Below are 17,424 nucleotides of genomic sequence, written 5' to 3'. Positions count from 1 at the left end.
GGGTATTCTTGTTTAAAGATGAATATAAGGGACAATTAATTAGGGTTAATATAGAATCAGATATTAATGAATTTTGGGTTGAATCTCCGAACGTTGAGTCACTGAATAATAAGATTGTGAAACCTGCAGAAGTTGCCACTATCATTACAAAGGCAATCAAGCAGGGTTGGAGCCCAAGGGGGAGAGGTACATCATTAAGCTTCAAACTCTCTGGTGAGAATCTGATTCCATGTTGAACTAACGGGTGACGATAGTTAAATAAACAATGGAGAAGGCTACCGAGAGTAATGTTCGGTAGTCTTCTGTGCTAACGGGCAAATGCGTAATAAATGGAAACACAAGTTATCCCATATTCTGAAGCAAAGATCCATCGACAATTTTCGTTATTCGTTATGAGGAAAGGTTTTTTCCTTGCGCTCCAACGACAATCTACCCCATTATAAGGTCGTAGCCTTGTATACATCGTTATGGAATATATTTAATAAAAATGTAATTTTCAACAAATTTCGACATTAAAAGGTCCACAAGAACTATTGTTCAAGTCTATATTTATTGTTAAATTATAGGTGTCAATAGGCAATTGAAAATTTTGAATTTCTATTGATATTTTATGGATTATATGAATTGAGAGGTGGGTGGCCATGAACTAATATTTTTAAAAGTAAGTTTGCTCATAATGTAAGAGATTATGGTGAACCTTAGAAATTAACTAGGTGTTTGTTGGAATTAATTGTTGGAAAATATTTTGTCGTCTTTACTTTAAATTCAGATAAATTTTATTTAATTATTTCCGTCTAAAAAATTTGTTGAATAAAACAAATGCAGCAAAGACAATTAAACCCAAAATAGGGATAACTAAGCATTTATGACAAAATTATATCTACTAGGAACAAACAGGAGGTTAGGCTATGCTTAAAAAATCTGTAATCATTGGGCTTACATTAATACTTACTATTTTTGTTGCTTCCGTTGCTAGTGCCGAACGTTCTGCAAAATCGAACGACGATCCGATTAAAGAGATGGAAACAAAGAAAGCTTCTATTCTCGAAAAACACTACAAGAAAGCTCATTCTGATAGCGAATTGGAAATTGTAAGAGAAAAAGTGACTAGGGACTCCTTAGAAGGTAAACAGATTCGAGAACAAATCTACGAAAAAGAACAGATAAACGCTGAATCTGAGATCAAACAACTATTGAACGATTATGGATGGGTTGAAGTTCCTAATCCAGATCCAGGCAAGGCTGCTAAAGAAGTTGCGATTTTGAGTATCTCTTCGAATGCAATAATTTCCAATACTTTATATATTAACACTCAGAACGGTTCTTTCAGGGCTGAGTCTATTATTGATTGGGCTACTAATACGTGGGATCAATATGGAGATGCTGAAGATAAGGCTTCAATCGGTGCTAACAAAGCTATCAATATCACTCAAACTTATGGAAATGTTTATGATTGGCTTGGATCGAATCAAGGCAGTTCATCAAATGGTACGTGGACTTCCGGGAGTTTGATAACCGATGGCCAAACCTTGGGGACTGGAAAGATTTGGAATATAATTGATAATGCAAGCTTGTCAGATCGGATTAATCTTGTTATCTATTTTACGGCACCAGCAAGTACGACTCTCTACACTTCTTATGCACATAATTATAAGGATAGACAGGCTGATCCAAGTGCCGGTATTTCTTTTACCGGCCTTAATGTTACAGGACAACTGACCATAAGTTATTCGTATGTTAATAGATCTTGGGGACCCACATACGGACCACCGATGTCTACATCAAATCCTAGCTAACTAGCAATTTATAATATAGAAAATCGCAATTCGTTTGCTAACGGCACACGAATTGCGATTTTCTATGTGTAGCATCAGTTCTTAATGTATAATAATGACCAACCCATTGTATGTTTAAACAAAAGCCTCAAAGGGGAGGAGAAAAAAATGAGAAATCAAAAGCTTTTAATACTTGCGTTAGTTATAATTCTTATTGGCTGCGAGCACTTTTCAATGAATTTAGAAGAGTCCATTAGTAACGTATGGACCCAAAAAATCAAGATTTTATTTTCTGATAGTGGAGATAAATTTGTTATATTTACAGATAATAAACGCAATCTTGTTGGGAACACGTATCAAACTAACGAGAACAATCAGTACAAATACTCAAGTGATAAGGAAGTTGCTTTTCAATATAATAATAATAATATACAAGAACTTGGTTTTGTATGGAGTGATTACAAGTTAAACGAACAACAAAATAGTATTTGGGGAGTCGTCTTTAAACCAGCAAACGTAAGTAAAATCGTATTTGAGTATCTTTTAGAGGAAAATGGAGTTAAACAAACTTTTGAAGTCATAGTAAAAAATAATACTTTCTATAAAAGAATTAATGATGATATTGGCAATGCTAAATCATTAAATATTATGATGTACTCTTCCAACAATAATCTTATTCAGATAATTTCTTATTGACTTGGGTATTACGAAATTGACCGGCGAACTTCACAAAAGAAGAGAATTTTATAACAATCGGTTTTACTCAAGTAACGGGCAGGATAGTTTAATTATTTCATCGAATACCTTTAATAGTGAATAACGATCCGCAGATGAATTGGCTTGTTACAGATTGTTATTTTCCTATTTTGTTGGAGGTATTGAAAATGAATGCCAAGAAAACACTCTATATTTCAACACCAATTGTTGTTCTAATTGTTTTAATTTTTTGGCTTACAGGTTTTATTGGTTTATGGAACGAAGGGATTGCCTATGTTGCAAATAACACTAAAAAATTTACCACACAAGAAGGGCATATTTTACAAGGGAAGTATTCCATATCAATTGACCTGTCGGATTTAGAAAGTAATATTGGAAAAGTGTTATACAATGATGGTACTTATAAAATATATGTATCTTGGATCGATAATACAGGTAGCATAAATTCGGGAGGGTATAGAATTGGGTTTAGATCAAGGGGACAATATTCACTAGCAGGCGCTTCGTTAATTTCAGGTGGTCAGCATGCTACAATAAACGGGAATACATTTACAACTAATATGATTGCTAAAATGACAGCAGAATATAAAAATGAAATTTACACAAGCTCGGTATCCGGCGTGAGCGGGCTAAACTACAAAGATGGAGATGATTTTAGTTTCTATATTTTTCCGAATGATTCTTATGAAAAAAAGGAAATTTCATTAAATGAAACAGGAATAGTAAATTTAACCGTTACTGACCTTTACAAAAATATTTGGAGTACAATATAAGTTCTTAATTAACGGAGAACGATAGCATAACGAGGGACAGGCAGCCGATAACATCGGCTGCCTGTTCAATAAACAAGGGTTTTGTCCGCCATTTTGAGGGCGTATTACTCCTCCTCGTCTCCGTCATCGTGGTCGTGATCGTTGTTGTGGTCATGATCGTGGTCATGCTCGTCATCATGTTCGTCATTATAGTCGCCATCATGGTGGTCGCTATCATCACGATCCTCACGCTCAATTTTATCTTTATGTTTCTTACGAACTTTTTGAACTTTTTGATCCTTGTCTTTATCATCTTGTTCATATTTTAATTCTGAAGACTGATCATTCCATTTTAATTCGACTTTGATTTTTGCTTGAACTGGGTCGATGGCCAATTTCTTGAGTAAGGCATCCACAAATTCTTGTTTGCTTATTGTTTCGTTTAACCCGATGGATCCCAGAAGTTGTTGGATATATTGATTGGCTTTGCTACCTTCCAAATGGCTGTCATGATCGCCGGTCTTTTCTATTTTCACTTCGGATTCGATTTTAGCATTTTCCCGTTTAAGCTCTATTTTAACTTTCAGACCATTTTGATTTATTTTAATTTCTAATTTCCTCAGCTGATCGAGCTTGAACGATTCTTCGTTGGCATTAAGCGAGTTCGTGGTTGATATTGTGTTCAAATCGCTTTGGCTTTGAGAAGGCGAAGGAATTAGCGTGATGGAAACCTCATTCGATTTAACAATTTGTTGTTTAGCGGTTTCACTCACAACAGTTGGATCCTTCATTGTTGACGGGGTTTCTAATTTATCCGCAAAAGCGACAAATCCATATGTAAGCGTGATCGAACATAGTGCCCCTATTAACATGTAAGCGATTTTCTTCTTCATAATTGTCCTCCTGAATAACATAATATGATGGTTGGCAGTCTCTATATTATATTATTCGTAGGGATCTTCAATTTTGGGTCCGTATATCGAGGAGAATCGCTAAAGTAATATTCGTTAATATCACAGTATCATATGAAGGAGTTGTAACATATGAAATTAAACCATCTGAATCTCACGGTCAACGATGTTAAAGCGACTCAAGAATTCTTGGAGAAATATTCGAACTAAAAACCGGGAATACGCGTGGTAATTCATTCGCTGTACTATTTGACGACCATGGGTTGGTGCTTACCTTGATGAGCGGTGCTCAAGTCAGTTATCCTAAGACCTCGAGGTTCTGTCTTGATTGAGATACACTCAGAAGGATGTCGTTGTGGTCTGTTGCTAAACGACGGGAAACGATAGCTCAATAAACTACACCACGAGGCTGCCGCGAGATGTTCGGTAGCCTCGTTATATTATATTGTTATCGTCATGGGAACTTTTGGTGCCATGGGGCATGGATCGGTTTTCCGGGAACTGGCCCAACCCGCTTGAGAGGGGAATTAATATGAAGGATTCAATAACAAATTTTTATGATGAACTATCGGTTAATTATCATCTCATTTTCGATGATTGGTACCAATCTGTAGTGCAACAAGGTCAAATCCTCGATCAGCTTATTCGTTCCCCTCGTGTTCAATTCAAACTCAAATCAAAAACACTTTTGGACGCCTCGTGCGGGATCGGAACACAAGCCATTGGGTTGGCTCGACTTGGTTATGAAGTAACTGCAACCGATATTAGCCCGCAATCCGTTGCCCGTGGTGCAGAAGAAGCCGGGAAGGCAGGAGTAAGCATCCATTTTGGTGTAGCAGATCTCCGTAATTTGCAGGACGACGTTGAAGGAGAGTTTTCAATTGTAATGTCAGCCGATAATGCCATTCCCCATCTGCTAACTGATGAGGATCTAGCAGCGGCTTGTCGTAATATGCATGCGAAGTTGTCGGAAGGCGGTCTACTGTTAATTACTATTAGGGACTATGACCAGCGAGTACAACTAAAGGAGCATGCTACCGTGCCACGCGTGTTCGATGATGGCAAACGTATCGTTTTTCAGGTGTGGGATTGGTCGAATGATAACAGAACTTACACGGTAAATCATTTCATCTTGATTGAACGTGAGGGAAAGTGGAATACAAGTGTTCAGCGAACAACTTACAGAGCCCTGCTAAGAGACGAATTCAGCCAGATATTAAGAGCCTCAGGTTTTGACAACATTGATTGGCATATGCCAGCAGATTCGGGATATTATCAACCGATTGTTACCGCCAAAAAAGGAACCAGCGGGAAACTGTTGAACTCTTGATCAAGGAGATAAAACCATTGATAATACCCAAAAGTAGGGACATATCTGAAAGATTGAAGCTTGAGAAATCAAGCTTTTTTCTTTTATTGATCAAGTGATCTGTTTTTACACGGGCTTTTTTCATCATCGGCCGTGCCAGAAGCACACACAACGATTGTTACGAATACTCCAAAGGTCCTCTTTTCTTGGCAATCGGAGCAAACGCCATTTTTAGGAGTATGAAAGCGTGTGCAGGGCGTGTAACACTAAGGTCAGTTATAATTTAAGTTGCATAGGGAGGATCAGAGAATGTCAAGAAAATCAAGAACCACGAAAACAGTCGCAGTATGGTTATTTGTCTTTGCGATGATTGCAATGGCCTTGGCCGGTTGCACGTCGAAAAAAGAGGATAACAACGTAATGCCAAGTCAGTCGCAAGCAACGCCTGCGGAAAGCGCGACTTCAAACGAGCCTGCATCTCCGGAGCCGGTAACTTTGAAAATATTTGCGGAATGGCTGCTGAATCCGATGCCGAACCCGGTGCCGAGCGATCCGGTTGCCCAGGAAATTACGAAGCAAACCGGCGTGACAATGGACTTCGAGCCGTTCCTCGGAGGAGGAGACGCCAAAGCGAAGCTGAGCGCCCTGATTGCGAGCGGCGACCTGCCGGATATCGTCATCACGTCGGACTATACGATCGTGCAAAATTTGATCAATAACAAACAAGTGATTGCGCTCGAAGATCTCATCGCCTCCAATGGCTCTAATATTAAGCAGTTCATCGGCGATGCCGTGAAAAAGCAACGGGTGATTTACGAGCAGCCTGACAACAAAACGTACTTTCTCAAGCCGCAGGTTTACGGCGGCGATTGGTCGCCGCTTCAGGCGAACAATATGTGGAACATCCGCTGGGATCTGTACAAAAAGCTCGGTAAGCCGAAGCTGGATTCGCTCGACGCCTTCTTGCAAGTATTGAAAGATATGCAGCAGCTCGAGCCCGTTAATAAAGAAGGGAAGAAGACCTACGGCTTCGGCATGGGCTTCGGCGATTCCTGGACGATCAACATGATCGACAAGGCGATCGCCAACGGCCGAGGCATGTTTGTCGGCGTTCCTCAATACTACGCCCGCGACGTGGCAACCGATAAGTTGGTTCCTGCCATGCACGATCCGGACAGCATCTGGTGGAAAGCGATGGACTTCTATGCCAAGGCTTACCGGGAAGGCGTTCTCGACCCCGAGTCTATCACCCAGAAATGGGGGAACATGAGCGATAAGGCAAGTCAAGGGCGGTATTTCGCCGGTCAAGCCATCTGGGCGCTCGGCAATGTGAACCAATATTTTACCGCGAAAGACGGCGAGCCCGATCCGGAGAAAGGTATGGTGCCGATTCCGGTGTGGACGAAGGATAAGGACGCTTATTTCTATGCCGTCAACGATATCGGCAACCAGTATTTCGTCATGATTTCCGCCAATTCCGAACATCCCGACCGTGCCATGGATTTGCTCAACTATTTGGCGACGCCGGAAGCGTATGAGACGATTAACAATGGCGTGTTGGGACAAACATGGGAGCTTGTTGACGGCAAGCAGCCGAAAGAACTGAAAGAATTCACCGATTTCAAAAAAACGCACACCCCTGCGGAAATTCAAGAGAAATACGGGGTCAGCGTTTATTACCATATGCCGCTTTGGGCGGGGTTGGACGATCCGAGCGGCTTCAAAGCGCTCGTCACGAATGACGAACAATATTTGAAGGAAAACACCAAGGGTGCCTTGCTCGATTATATGAACATCAATAACTTGAAATATCCGATGGAAGTGCTGGACCAAATACCGAACAACACCCATAGCGGTTCGCTGCAATCGGCCATCGCGCTGCCGCAAGGCACAGATTTGGCGTCCAAGGCGGCGCAGATGTCTTCCTACCAGCAAAGCATGGCTCCGGGCATCATCGCGAGCAAAACAGAGGAAGACTATAACGCGAATAAAGCGAAGTTTATCGATGAAATCAAAAAAATGGGGATCGAGGAAGTATTCCAATTTTTCAACGACAAGTACGAAGAGCTGAAGATCAAAGTCCAGGCTTCGCAATAACCGAAAACGCGCGGGATCGGCCGACGGCAGACGATAAATCCATCGTCTGCCGCTGCTTGCTTTTGGAATTTTGGAGCATTCGCCATAACTTGGAGTAGGGAGCATCCTCCTGTTTGTGAGACAATGGGAAGGTGAAACAATTCCTTAAGCTCGGGAGGAACAACTCGTGAATTTGTTTAATCGATACCGCTCGAGAAAATATTTGGTCCAAATTCTGTTGTCCAGCTTGCTGATTATGCTCCTGTTCGTTACGGTCAGCTCCGGGGCTTTGATGTTCAACGCCCAGAAAAATGCCATGAAGATGCTGGACGACAGCAACCGGAAAGTGTTGTCCCAGGTTGCCTATAATATCGACTTCACGAACAACATGTTTATCCAGTTCCTCATCTCCCTCTACTTCGACAACGATGTCAACGTTCTGATGAAGAGGGACGATCTGGATTTTTTCGATATTACGCCAAGGTTGTACGAGCTGGACAAAACAACCGAATCGACCAACTACTTAAATTCCATCCTTGTCTATAACGGCAAAACGGACACCTTGTATAACAGCGGCGATTTCCGGCTTCGGGATGGGGGGAGCGGAATGAGCCGGGCTTTTCGCCAATTGCTCGACGGACAGCGGGATACGAGGAAATTGATGCTCATTCCGGTCGAATACGATCACGGAAACAAGACGGAACGCGTACTTTCGATGCTGATGTACGACAGTCCGAGTTCCCATCAAGCACGCGAGAATGCGATTGTGATCAATATCAAGCCGGATTGGATCATGAACAACCTGATCGAACTGAACAAGCCGAACGGCCATTTCAACAGTACGATCGTTATCGTCGACGGACAAGGGACGGTGTATCAATCGGCATCGCGGCTTGCCTCGGCGGATGTGGACGCAGCATCGATGCTCGCCCCCCATCTTGGCAAGCTGAAGTCCTCCATGACGTCCAAGACGATTGACGGTCCGAACGGCAAATGGGTGGCGACTCCGCTGCAAATCAAGGCGCTGGACTGGCAGGTCGTTACCCTGCAATCCTATGATGAGGTCATGTCCGGCGTCCGGAAGCTGCGGCAATCGTCCGTTGCCGTCGTACTGCTGTTTCTCGTGCTAGCGGTCGTCGTCACGTTCATCTCTTCGCATCGCCTGTACAAACCGGTGGAAGAATTGATGCGCCAATTCCGCAAACCGGCGGCGGCCGATGCCCGCCCGGCCGCGCGGGGCCGTCTGGAATTTTCCGTCATCAACGATTCCTACAAGAACGTCATGCATCAGCTCAACACGATGCAGCAAGTATACGGCGAGAAGCGCGACGTCGTCAAAAGCTATTATCTGCAGCGGTTATTGACGATGAAGGACGCTATATCCGAATCCGAATTCTGCGAATCCCGGCGGCAGTATAACTTGAGACTGGAACCCGAAGGACCGTATGTCGTCGTGCTTCTGTCCATTAACCTTGATCGGGAAGACAACAAGCTGATGCATTTCGCCGTCGCCAATATCGCCAAAGAAATTGTCGGTAACCGACTCGAGTTGGAAATGATCGAGCTGAACGATGGAACCGTGTCGGCGATCGTCAGCTTGTCCCCGGACCATCAGGGCCGCATCGGAGAATTGAATGCGCTGCTGCAAGAAACGCAGGAAGTCATTCTCCACTATTACCGGATTTCGGTCACGGCAGCGGTCAGCCGGGAGATTGCCGATTATCGCGATTTTGCCGAGCATCATGCCGAGCTTCGGAAGCTGCTGGCATATCGTCTCGTCTTTGGCGAAGGGGGCATCATAACGGCGGAAGCGGTGAAGGAAAGCCGAAAATCGTTCGATCCCGGGTTGCTGGAGGAGACGGAGAAAAGGCTGATCGAAAGCATGAAAGCCGGTCACACCGCCGACAGCGAAAAGTGGTTAAACCACTATTTTCATTACTTGAAGAATTTGGAGATCGAACATATCGACTACGGGGTTACCCGGTTGATCTTGACCATGTCGAAAACGTTGCAACCCATTTCCGCACATCCCGGAACGTTCGGCGCTACCCCGTTCATGCGGCGCGTCATGCAGCAAACGACGCTTGACGACATGAAGGAGATGATGCTGGAATTTATCTGGACGACGATGCAGGGGCAGCATACCGAGGAGACGCGGAAACACATCTTGCTTACGGATACGATCAAAGATATTGTACGCCAGAAGTATGCGGATCCGAATTTAAGCCTGCAATGCGTATCCGACATGCTGAAGATGTCTCCCACTTACGTAGGACGGATATTTAAAGGTACCGCCTCGCAGTCGTTCGCCGATTATTTGAACGAAGTGCGGCTGGAGCTGGCGCTGCAGTTGCTGAACCATGACAACCATACGATCAAGGAGATTATGGAGCGGGTCGGTTACACGAGCCAAAGCAACTTTTTCCGCCTGTTCAAGATGAAATACGGGGCTCCGCCCAAAGAATACCGGTTCCGCACGATGATCGGCAAATCCGATTGAACCGGCCTTTCACCCCTCGCGACGCGGGGGGATTTTTTATTGCCGGATTCGGAATTATCGCACGAATTAGGAGTTTACTTCTGCATTTCCGGCATGACAAACTAGGATTCATCACAACAAGAAAGAAGGAAATGCAATGAATGGGATGCAAGGAGAGCAATCGATTCGGATGCGCGCACCCGTACGACAAACACAGATGCTGAGAAAGTGGAGACGCGTATTTCCGCTTCTGACGATGTCGGTCCCCTTCTTCCTGCTGATGGTTCTGTTCGCCTATGTTCCGCTTTGGGGCTGGTACATCGCGTTCACCAACTATTATCCGGGGGAAAGCATCCTGAACGCCGATATTGTCGGCTTTCGTAACTTCGAGCAATTGTTCTCCGGGAACCAGTTTCTTACGGCCATGCGCAATACGCTGGTCATCAGCGCGATAGGCTTGCTGCTCAGTCCGCTGCCGATGGCGTTCGCCATCCTGCTCAATGAAGTCAAGCAGAAGTGGTTCGCTAAAATCGTGCAAATCGTCTCCTCCTTTCCCAATTTCATCTCTTGGGTCATCGTCTATTCGATTTTTTTCGCGTTCTTCTCAATTGACGACGGAATGATCAACCGGCTGTTGTTCAAGCTCGGCCTGATTGAACAGCCCACGGATATACTGACGAATGCGGACATCGCCTGGTGGCTTCAGGCGGCGATCACTAACTGGAAAGGCTTGGGTTGGTCCGCCATTATTTATATCGCCGCCATCTCATCGCTGGATCAAGAGGTGTTTCAGGCGGCAGAAGTGGACGGCGCCGGAAGGTTCAGGCAAATCCGCCATATCATGATTCCCGGTCTGATGCCGACCTACGCCGTCTTGTTCCTGCTCGGAATCGGGTATATGTTATCTTCGGGCTTCGATCAGTATTACGTGTTCACCAATTCGGTCGTCCACAGCAAGTTGGATGTGCTTGATACGTACGTGTACAATCTGGGGCTCGTCCAACTGAATTTTCCGTTCTCGACAGCCGCCGGCATATTCAAATCGGTTGTAAGCGTCGTTCTCGTATTTACGGCGAACTGGGTTTACAAAATGGCAACGGGAAAAAGCATTATTTGACGGATCATCCGAAAAGGAGAGCTTGCTGTGAAGTTATCGACGACTGATCGGATTTTCGACGCATTCAACTACCTGTTCTTGACGATTTTCGGTTTTTTGACGTTGTATCCGTTCTATTACCTGATCATCTATTCCGTGTCCGATCCCCAGGAAGTCATCAAGGGCATCTACTTCTGGCCCCGGGGCTTCACCCTTGACAATTACCGGACTGTCTTTGAGTTGGACCGCCTGGTGGATGCCACGATCATCTCCCTTCTGCGAACCGTCATCGGCACGGCTCTCACCGTCATCTGCTGTACGCTGTTCGCCTACAGCCTGACCAAATCGTTGTTGCCGCTGAGGAAATTCATGTATCGCGGCCTCGTCGTTTCCATGTATGTCAGCGGGGGATTTATCCCCAGTTACCTGCTCATTTCTGATTTGCGCCTGCTGAACTCGTTCTGGGTGTATATTTTGCCGATGATCGTCGTTCCGTTTTATCTGATTCTCATCAAAACCTACATCGAGCAACTTCCAGCCGAATTGGAAGAGAGCGCTATGGTGGAAGGGGCCGGCTATTACCGCGTGTTCTTCTCGATCATCCTGCCGCTGTCTATGCCGATCCTGGCGACCATTGCCATCTTCCAGGCCGTCGGTCATTGGAATTCGTGGGCGGACAACTTGTTTTACGCAACGGATCCGAAGCTGATGACGCTGCAATTGATGCTGCTGAACCTCGTCAAGACGCAGACCATCTCTACCAATGTGCTGGACGCGCAAACGATGAGCTCGATGAAAGTGACGCCGGAATCGATCCGAACGACGGTGACGGTCGTCGTCATCCTGCCGGTCATGCTCATTTATCCGTTTCTCCAGAAGTATTTTATCAAGGGCATCATTCTCGGTGCCGTTAAGGGGTAGTTGAACAAGATGAACATGTTGAATAATGTCGGTTTATGCCTGAGCTTCAACCGAGCCGTCTGGAAGGACAAATTGCCTTGTGAATCGGATGCGCCGGAGCGTCGCATTATTCATGCCCGTTGTGCGCAATTTACTTCCCCTGTCGTATTGTGGCGAATAGGCATTCAGGAGAACGGCGGCTATTTCAAATGCGGCAGCGTTAACGAACGCGATTGGGTGGCCGACTTTCGCCTGCTCGTCCGGAACGGCGCCGGAGTGTGGCGGGAAGTGCTGTACGAAATGAATCAAAGCCGTCCGCCGGCTGACGCCGGCGCAATATGGTTCGAGGCGATACCTGCTGTCGAGGTTACGGAGTTGATATTGGAGGTGCGGCGCAGCGGCGTCGACGGTTGGTGGCCCAGCTGGAATTTGGCTGCGGATGCTTTCGTAGTCGAAGGGGAACCCGTTTCCGGGCAAGTTTCTGATGCGGATTCGATGATCGAACGCAGCCTCGCGCTCACATCCTGCGACTTGTCCGCGTTGCCTCCAGGCGTAGAGGCGCGGCGTTGCGCCACGGAAGTTCGTTATCGCACCCGGTTTCTCGAGATGGGTTTCCGCCTCCAGCGCAGCGGATTCAGCTATCTGGCGCTCGATGAGGACGGAAACGGGAACACCCGGCAAAGCCTGCTAAAAAATCCGGAGGTTGGCTTGTTGTTCAGTCCGCAAAGACAATACCTGGCCCAAGGATTGAGTTTCCACCCGGTCGGCGCTGCGGAACTGTCCGGGTTTCAGGCTCACCATGTCGAAGGAGAAGTCACCGTCAAAGGGAATACGATTGTGTATGATTTGACGATGGAACAGTGGGGGCAATCTTGGCGGCTCACTTGGGAAGTTCACGAGGACAGGCTTCGATTCATGGCGGAACGTTCCGGTCTTTTCGAGCTGCGTGTCTGGAAAAGCAGTGTCTGGACGATCGCGCTCGACAGCCGCGTCATCCCGACCACCGTACTCGGCGCGTTAAACCGTCAAGGCGAAACGGGGCTTGTGACGCTGCCGCTACTGCTCCATGCTCCCAAGCATGGCACCATACAGGTTCATGCACACGACGATGGTCCGACCGGCGAGATTTATTGGCGCTCCGATGCGATCCGGCCGATCTATACGAATCTTTGTGAATTGAAGGTTGGAGAAATTCCGCAGCCGGAGGGCGACTACCTGCTGCCCGCCGGCCGGTACAGATCATCGATGGAATGGCGTATCGGCACTCCGAGGCTGGCGAACGCGGCTGATGGCACGCCGCCTGAAGTTGAGAGGGCGATCAACCGCTGCTTGACGACAGCGCTCACTTACCGCGCGGATACGTCGACATTCTCCAACAACGGCACCTCGATCCATGCGCCGATCTGTATGGACCTGTGGTCATCGCTGTGCGTCAGGCTCGACCCGATCTTGCCGAATCTGACCGCGCTCGATCTGCTGCGGGATACGCTGGAAAGATGGTTGACGTTGGCTCCCGGTTACGCAAGCGGGCGCTCATCCAAGCATGATGGGTATTACGAAGACGAGTACCTAATGACCGGGGTGAGTTCGCTGCTTGGACTGGCTGATTTCCTCATGCACTCCGAAGATACGGAATGGATGGATCGTTACCGCGGCACCATCGAACTGCAATTGCAGCTGATGGAAGCGCGGGACCTCGACGGCGACGGCTTGATCGAAAGCGACAAGCGGCAGGGCGTCAGCGGCGAACATCAGTGGAGCACAAACTGGTGGGACGTCATCTCTTTCGGCTGGAAGGATGCATTCGTCAATGCTTTGCTGTACGGTGCGCTGCTGAAGCTGGCGGAGTCTCCGTCATCGGCCAGGCTGTTCTCTTCCCAGCGGCTGAACCGGATCCGTGCCTGGGCCGCAAAGCTGAAGACGAGTTATCGCACTTGCTTCTACAATCCGCAGACCGGCTGGTTCGCTGGCTGGCGCTGCAGGGAAGACCGGCTACATGACTACGCGTTTCTGTTTGTGAATGGAGCGGCAGTTACAGCCGGTTTGCTGGATGACGATCTGTCGTCGGCCAGAACCATGATTGCCGGGCTGTACGAGGAGATGCAGCGTGTCGGATGGACCAATTACCGCTATGGTGTGCCGGGCAACCTGTGGAAAATACCGAATGAAGATATGCCTGTCCTGATGCACAATCTGCCATTCGGTATTTACCAGAACGGCGGCACCACTCTATCTCAGGCAAGACACTTTATTGCGGCACTATACCGTGTCGGGATGCAGGCGGAAGCGGACGACATGTTGACCGACATGTGCGCCAGCCTGGCTGACGGTTCAGCGTTCGGCGGCTGCGGCTCCGGTGTCGATTGGCGGATGTCGGACGGTATGCACTGCGGTTACGAAGGACTGCTGTGCGACCAACTGGGTGTGCTGATCCCGGCAATCGAACGGTACGGTTCATGACGCAGATCCGAGAATCCTTCCCGCAGTAGAAAGAAATCCATCTTGTACCCGCCTTATTTGATCGGAGGAATCCTATGAGAGCCAAATTGCAATTTCAAGGCAGCGAAGCAGCCGAACATTTTTCGCGGCAATTAGAGGAGTCGTTCTTGGGTATAGTTCGGAAAAATTTGATTGCCGATCCGGCCCAAGGGCCGGTCGGATTCGTGGCCGCTTCGGTAGATGGGCGCTATTGGTCGGATACGATGTGGTCTAGGGACCAAGGAACGTTCATGCGCGAATTGATTCATTACGGCGAATTCGAGCTTGCCAAAGCCGCGTGGCAAGCTTCGGTCGATCATGTCGCATTGAATAGGGAGGGCTATTATTCCTTTCCGATGTATGTGTACCCCAATCAGCCGCGAAGCGGAGAAGAAATGGACGGAACCACAGTCTGGCTCGTGTCGTCTTTCTTGTTATGGGAACGGCTTCCGGCAGAAGATGCCGTACGGTACAGGATTGAGAAATATTTGCTTGCCGATACGTCCCCGCTGCGGTACATCCTGTTCATTCTGGAAAAGCAGCCGTTCGTTTCGGGGTGCGGCGAATTCGGCGGAGGAATTCGGATGCCGACTCAGCCCTTCTACAATGTAGTGCAGAACGGCATGGTCGCGATGATGCTGGAATTCGCGGGCACCCGATTGAAGAGCGGAACCCGGCAAGCGGAAGCGCTGGAGCTCGGTAATCGCTGTTTGCGTACGGCTGCAGGCTTGAAGGAAAGCATGCTTAATCGCATGGTGTTCGAAGACGGCTCCTGGATTTGGTGTCTTGACCCGGATACAGGGCGACAGGCAGCGGACGAAATCCTCAACGACGAGGGCAATAAAGGCTTTGCGGGCATTAACGGCATTTTAACCCATTCTTCGGATGTGTACGGTTTTATGCCGCTGACGCGCGGCGATGGCTGGTTCGTCCCGGCATCCGTACAAACCTTTTACAAACTGCTGACGACTTCGCATAGAATGGAACGATTCGCAAAATACGGGATGTTCAGTCAATTTGATTTGGAATGGGAAGGCAATCTCACTTCGGCGTCATATGGGCAAGGCTACGCCATCCAGTGCATGCTTCTTCTCGATCGACCGGAATTATATACGAAAGCCGTGCAATATTTGATCGACGCCACATTGGAGCCGGTTTATCCGGTCACCCGGGATAGCCGGTTCTGGTTCTATGAGCGATACTTATGTCCGGATTCGGAAATACCGGACGGCTGGGAGGAAGGGTGCGGCGCTCTGAATCTCGTGAATGTGACCGAGCCTTTAAAGTGCGCGCGGCTGATGCTGGGTGTCGACGATACCGGGATGGAGACCGTAAGCATCGTTCCGCGGCTGCCTGTCGGATGGACTTTCGCCGAAGCGACAGGTTTGCCAGTCCGTACACCGTCCGGTTATACGCGGATCGATATCCGAATCTCATCCGATTCGGAGGGAAGCGTTACAAGCGTCACTGGGGAAGCGGCGGACGCGCTTCCGGAACTGCGTATTCGATTGGGAACCGCCGTGAACCCCAGTTGGCATGTCGTCGAACCTGGAATGAACAGGTTTGCCGCGAACTAGCGGGACTTTGGATAGGCGTATTGGCTGCTGCACCAATGTAATTATTGCTAACGGGAACGAGAGTTGAGGAGCTTGCTACGAGGCAGCTCCTTTTTGTTTGTTGAAGTAACGGGTAGGATAGATTAATGTATAACGTCTGAACAAAGGAGTATCGAGGTTAAATATGACACTGCAATACTAAATAGGTGAAAAAACCGGCCCCATATAAAGAGTCCGGTCTTTGTAGTTGATCTTTAAATGCTTAAATTGCGTGTTCTGCTTGCTTAATCGTTTGATTCAACAAGCCAGATTTCTGTCTTTTATGATAATAAACATAGGAACCTACGATGATAATATAGCCGATAAGGAAACTCAAACCGGCCGAAATGCCGTCCTCAGCGATGTTTGAATACATAGCTCCCGTCAAATCGAAGACCAATCCGGCATACGCCCATTCCTTAATTCGAGGAAAGCCTGGGATAAGGATCGCTATGATCCCTAATATCTTGGCAATACCGAGAAAAGGAAGAAGATATTCTGGGTAACCCAAATGCTTGAAAAGTTCAACCGCATCAGTTGCTTTTACAGTATCGGTAATCGCGCCAACACCCATAAATACCACCACTAGCACGGTAAAAATCCAGTAAGGAATCGTAATTTTTTTCATTGAATTTCAGCCTCCTTAGGTGTACATTAATCGTTTTGTAACACGTCGATTTGGTTTCTCGATCGCGCCATACTCCTTCCAGTACTACTTGAACCACACATTCTTGCAGGATTACAGTTTGATGACACTGTTCACATCCTTTCTTTGTAACGATCGGCTACTTCCCCCTACAGAAAGGGCGCCTTGACGCAGCAGATCAACAATACGGAGCCGGTTTGGCTCGGCCAGAGCACTCCAAGTCGAATTCATGTGTTGAATATACCTGATAAGGAATATGCACGTCAAGGAATATTTTAAATATATATTTTGTTTTCTTCATTGCTCTCCTCAAGAAGCAGGTCTTAATATGGCCTTTTATTGAAGCACTAAGTTAAACCAAGAGGCTTATAAAAAGTCATCATTTATGCTAAGGAGGGGATTCGACAAAAATCACGAAATTAAATGATTGGAAGATAATTGCGGGGGATGATTTTTTGAAGTTCATTCGTGTAATTGTTTTACTGGCATTGGGGTTTTTAGTGGGCTGTGGGGGCGGTGGCAAATACAAGGCGGATACTTTTTCTAAAAGTGATATGTGCATTGATGAACCTCCCCTACTTACGCTTCGCTAAGAAGTAGGGGTTTCTTACCAGCCATACCGGTACTTTCTGCAAGCAAATAGGTTGGCTACTTGCTTTCGCTGCTGGCAGCGGAAATCTAACGGTAGGG

The 17,424-nt window shown here is 47.1% G+C and carries 12 protein-coding genes and 1 pseudogene; 11 read left to right on the top strand and 2 right to left on the bottom strand.

What is annotated here, in order from left to right; translation table 11 throughout:
• Positions 1–908: 908 nt before the first annotated feature.
• The 3 genes from K7P76_RS24930 to K7P76_RS24920 all read left to right on the top strand — a co-directional run bounded on the left by K7P76_RS24930 (position 909) and on the right by K7P76_RS24920 (position 3,265).
• Positions 909–1,796 carry a hypothetical protein gene (locus K7P76_RS24930; RefSeq protein WP_232188417.1) on the top strand — a complete coding sequence of 296 codons (888 nt, stop codon included), beginning with the start codon at positions 909–911 and terminating at the stop codon, positions 1,794–1,796.
• Between the two features lie 147 nt (positions 1,797–1,943).
• On the top strand, positions 1,944–2,471 hold the full coding sequence (locus K7P76_RS24925; protein ID WP_232188414.1) for a hypothetical protein: 528 nt from the start codon (positions 1,944–1,946) through the stop codon (positions 2,469–2,471).
• A gap of 188 nt (positions 2,472–2,659) precedes the next feature.
• Positions 2,660–3,265, top strand: a complete 606-nt coding sequence (locus tag K7P76_RS24920; RefSeq protein ID WP_232188413.1) for a hypothetical protein — start codon at positions 2,660–2,662, stop codon at positions 3,263–3,265.
• Positions 3,266–3,369: 104 nt separating this feature from the next.
• On the opposite strand, the gene K7P76_RS24915 is transcribed toward K7P76_RS24920, so the two are convergent.
• Entirely contained in the window at positions 3,370–4,137 is a 768-nt protein-coding gene (locus K7P76_RS24915) for a YusW family protein (RefSeq protein WP_232188411.1), read from the bottom strand.
• 150 nt (positions 4,138–4,287) lie between these two features.
• On the opposite strand from K7P76_RS24915, the pseudogene K7P76_RS24910 reads away from it, so the two are divergent.
• The 8 genes and pseudogenes from K7P76_RS24910 to K7P76_RS24875 form a co-directional block, all read left to right on the top strand.
• Positions 4,288–4,466 (top strand): annotated as a pseudogene (locus K7P76_RS24910) (VOC family protein); the annotation flags it as partial.
• Between the two features lie 221 nt (positions 4,467–4,687).
• The gene (locus K7P76_RS24905) at positions 4,688–5,485 is read left to right on the top strand and encodes a class I SAM-dependent methyltransferase (RefSeq protein WP_232188410.1); all 798 of its coding nucleotides are present in this window, start codon (positions 4,688–4,690) and stop codon (positions 5,483–5,485) included.
• Between the two features lie 288 nt (positions 5,486–5,773).
• On the top strand, positions 5,774–7,561 hold the full coding sequence (locus K7P76_RS24900; protein WP_232188408.1) for an extracellular solute-binding protein: 1,788 nt from the start codon (positions 5,774–5,776) through the stop codon (positions 7,559–7,561).
• 166 nt (positions 7,562–7,727) lie between these two features.
• Positions 7,728–10,040 carry an AraC family transcriptional regulator gene (locus K7P76_RS24895; protein WP_232188376.1) on the top strand — a complete coding sequence of 771 codons (2,313 nt, stop codon included), beginning with the start codon at positions 7,728–7,730 and terminating at the stop codon, positions 10,038–10,040.
• A gap of 136 nt (positions 10,041–10,176) precedes the next feature.
• Positions 10,177–11,136, top strand: a complete 960-nt coding sequence (locus K7P76_RS24890) for an ABC transporter permease (RefSeq protein ID WP_232188374.1) — start codon at positions 10,177–10,179, stop codon at positions 11,134–11,136.
• Positions 11,137–11,163: 27 nt separating this feature from the next.
• On the top strand, positions 11,164–12,036 hold the full coding sequence (locus K7P76_RS24885; RefSeq protein ID WP_232188372.1) for a carbohydrate ABC transporter permease: 873 nt from the start codon (positions 11,164–11,166) through the stop codon (positions 12,034–12,036).
• A 9-nt stretch (positions 12,037–12,045) separates the two neighbouring features.
• Entirely contained in the window at positions 12,046–14,475 is a 2,430-nt protein-coding gene (locus tag K7P76_RS24880; protein ID WP_232188363.1) for a glucosidase family protein, read from the top strand.
• Positions 14,476–14,549: 74 nt separating this feature from the next.
• Positions 14,550–16,070: a hypothetical protein gene (locus K7P76_RS24875; RefSeq protein ID WP_232188361.1), complete on the top strand. Its 1,521-nt coding sequence runs from the start codon at positions 14,550–14,552 to the stop codon at positions 16,068–16,070.
• A 241-nt stretch (positions 16,071–16,311) separates the two neighbouring features.
• Here K7P76_RS24875 and K7P76_RS24870 read toward each other — a convergent pair whose 3' ends face one another.
• Entirely contained in the window at positions 16,312–16,716 is a 405-nt protein-coding gene (locus K7P76_RS24870) for a DoxX family protein (protein WP_232188360.1), read from the bottom strand.
• Positions 16,717–17,424 lie beyond the last annotated feature (708 nt).

The sequence above is a fragment of the Cohnella silvisoli genome, from assembly GCF_021190915.1.
In the GTDB taxonomy this organism is placed as follows: domain Bacteria; phylum Bacillota; class Bacilli; order Paenibacillales; family Paenibacillaceae; genus Cohnella; species Cohnella silvisoli.
This window is presented reverse-complemented; position numbering and strand designations above follow the sequence as displayed.

Bases quoted from the DNA above. Each gene is read 5' to 3' on its own strand.
- K7P76_RS24930 (WP_232188417.1), top strand. From the start codon at position 909: ATGCTTAAAAAATCTGTAATCATTGGGCTTACATTAATACTTACTATT.
- K7P76_RS24880 (WP_232188363.1), top strand. From the start codon at position 12,046: ATGAACATGTTGAATAATGTCGGTTTATGCCTGAGCTTCAACCGAGCC.
- K7P76_RS24920 (WP_232188413.1), top strand. From the start codon at position 2,660: ATGAATGCCAAGAAAACACTCTATATTTCAACACCAATTGTTGTTCTA.
- K7P76_RS24905 (WP_232188410.1), top strand. From the start codon at position 4,688: ATGAAGGATTCAATAACAAATTTTTATGATGAACTATCGGTTAATTAT.
- K7P76_RS24915 (WP_232188411.1), bottom strand. From the start codon at position 4,137: ATGAAGAAGAAAATCGCTTACATGTTAATAGGGGCACTATGTTCGATC.
- K7P76_RS24925 (WP_232188414.1), top strand. From the start codon at position 1,944: ATGAGAAATCAAAAGCTTTTAATACTTGCGTTAGTTATAATTCTTATT.
- K7P76_RS24870 (WP_232188360.1), bottom strand. From the start codon at position 16,716: ATGAAAAAAATTACGATTCCTTACTGGATTTTTACCGTGCTAGTGGTG.
- K7P76_RS24900 (WP_232188408.1), top strand. From the start codon at position 5,774: ATGTCAAGAAAATCAAGAACCACGAAAACAGTCGCAGTATGGTTATTT.
- K7P76_RS24890 (WP_232188374.1), top strand. From the start codon at position 10,177: ATGAATGGGATGCAAGGAGAGCAATCGATTCGGATGCGCGCACCCGTA.
- K7P76_RS24875 (WP_232188361.1), top strand. From the start codon at position 14,550: ATGAGAGCCAAATTGCAATTTCAAGGCAGCGAAGCAGCCGAACATTTT.